A 2,555-nucleotide genomic window follows, 5' to 3' on the forward strand; every position below is an offset into this window, starting at 1 on the left:
GGCCATGACCGGCGGCGACACCCGCGCGCCAGCCACCATCGCCCTGGACGACCGCCTCGCAGCGCAGCGGGAGCTGTTCGAGGGCCGAATCGACGCCGACCTGGCGCGGCCGCCCGCACTCGCGCAGCCGCCTGGCCCAGCACCGACCTCTGCTGCCGCCGCCTCGGCGGCGCTCGCCGGGCTTGCAGCGCAGCGCAGCGCCGCCGAAGTGGCGCACTACTCCCCGGTGCCGGCGGGCTTCACCTTCGACGCCGTCGCCCGACTGCGGCTGCCGACGCTGAAGTGCATCCCGGGCGGGGCCGACACGGTTCGCACTGTGTCCAACGCCCTGGGCAGGGTGTGCGACCTAGCCAACGCCGCGGCCACCGAGAAGTTCGGCTGGCTGCTGCTCTACGCATTCCCCAAGCTGGTCATGGGCGCTCTGCCGCGGGGGCCCGGGCGCACCGAGGAGTCCAACGCCCAGGTGGTCCGCCAGCGCTGCGCGCAGCTCCGCACGCCCAACGGCTACGTGGAGTTGTGGGAGGCCGCGAAGAGCACCGCGGCGGCGAGGCAGGGGCCCGTGCGGCCCGCAGACGACGAGGACGACGCTGACGCCCAGCGGCCGGCGCCCGGCGGCGCGGCTCGGCGCCGGCCCCCGCCGGGTGCGGCCCTGGATGGCGGAGCGCAGCCCGGGGGCGATTCAGACGCCTCCGGGGACGAAGCGGACCTGCTCGTCGACCCCGCCGGCGACCGCGCCGCAGCCGCGGCGGCGACGGCAGGCAACGCGGAAGCTCTCGCAGCACTGTGGGAGGACGGGGAGCTGCGGGGGCAAGTGCCCACCCTGCTGCGTCACAGCATCGGCAACGGGCCGTCGGTCGTCAAGCAGCAAGCGAAGCGTCGCGCCCTCCAGCTGGCCACGGACGGCCAGCCCTCCCGCGCAGCGGCCGCCACCAAGGGCGCGAAAATAGCGCCTCCCAACGACGCTACGCTCCGCCAGCTGCGCGACAAGCACCCCACCGCGCCACCGCCCGCCGTGCCGCCGGAGCTGCCACGCACCACCACCCGCTTCACGCCACTGCTGACACTGCAGAGCATCATGGCCATGGACGCCCACTCGGCGCCGGGACCGAGCGGCATGCGCACCATCCCCCTCCAGCAGATGGCGCGCTGCCCGGGGTCGGAGATCTGCGCGAGGCTCGCGCCGCTGTTCCAGAAAATCGTCGAGAACGCCCTGCCAGACGACGCCCGCGACGCGGTGTTCAGCGCCGCTCTGATCGCGTTCCTCAAGAAGCCGCCGATGCCAGACGTTCGCCCCATCGCGTGCGGCGAGCTCTTCCGCCGCTGCACAGGTCGCGCGTTGCTGCGCAAAAACCGCAACCCCGCCGCGAAGTACCTCCTCGCGTACAACCAGGTGGCGGTGGGCGTCCGCTCAGGAGGCGAAGCGCTGGCACACGGCACGCGCAGGGTCGTGGCCATCTGGCAGTCCGACCCGGTCAAGTACCGCCTGTACGTGCTCGTGGGCACCGACGTGATGAACGCGTTCAACAAGGCGATGCGCGAGGTGTTCATACGAGAAACGTGCGCCCACCTTCCCGACCTCGGCCAGTACACGATTGCCGCCTACAGCGCACACAAGAAGCTCTACTACGCGTCGACCACCATTTCGAGCGAGGAGGGGGCGATGCAGGGCTGCCCGCTGGGAACGCTGCTGTACGCGATGACGCAACACGCAGCGCTTCGCGAGTTCCGCGAGAAGCATCCGGGGGTCATCGAGCGGCTCCACCTCCATGGCTTCTTCGCGGACGACGGGAACCACGGGGGCGACGTTCGCGACGTGGCCAAGTTCCTCAAGTTCTTCGCCGCCATCGCGCGCAAGTATGGCATCGAGTTTCAGCCGGCCAAGTTCACCGTGGCGTGCAACCTGGACGCCCTCGACGAAGTGCGGGCGGTGCTGGAGGGCGCGATCGGGGCCCTGCCGCGCTCCGCGTATCGCGAATGGAGCCAAGCCACGGTCATGGGCGCGGCCGTCGGGAGCGACCGCGCGGCCACGGCGCACATGCACCGCGTCGCCGATGCGGCCAAGGACACATTCTGCCGCATCAGCCAGATCGATGAGCCTCATCAGAAGACTTCCACCTTGCTCTTCTGCGGCAACGGTCTCTCGACCTACGTGTGCCGCACTTCCACCCCCGCTCTCGACGCCGTTCGCCGGGTCGAGGACGCCCTGGCGGTCGCCGTCGCCGCCGCCCTTGGCGCTCCCCCCAGCGCCGCGGTCGAGGCACGACTCCGCCTGCCGCTGTCGCAGGGCGGGTTCGGCGTGCGCAGCGCCGCCACGTACGCCCGCATCGCCTTCATTGGCGCGTGGGCGGAAACGCACCACCTACAGTACCAACTCACCAACTATCACGGGATCCCCCTCGGCACCGACGACCTCGACGTCCGCGCCGCCCTCGCCGAACTTCGTGACACCGCAGCACGTTCCACCGACGCTTCTACTATCGCCGCCGTTGTTGGCGGCCACGTCGACACGTGCCTTGCGGCGGCCCGATCGGCCGCGGCGGCCCAGCGGGAAGGGC

1 protein-coding gene is annotated in these 2,555 nt (G+C 71.3%); it reads left to right on the forward strand.

Going from position 1 to position 2,555, the window contains the following annotated elements:
- Nucleotides 1–2,555 (forward strand): hypothetical protein (locus tag AB7E83_RS28165; protein ID WP_428574855.1); only part of this gene is annotated, 2,555 nt, incomplete at both ends.

The sequence above is a fragment of the Ramlibacter sp. genome, assembly GCF_050250995.1.
In the GTDB taxonomy this organism is placed as follows: domain Bacteria; phylum Pseudomonadota; class Gammaproteobacteria; order Burkholderiales; family Burkholderiaceae_C; genus Ramlibacter.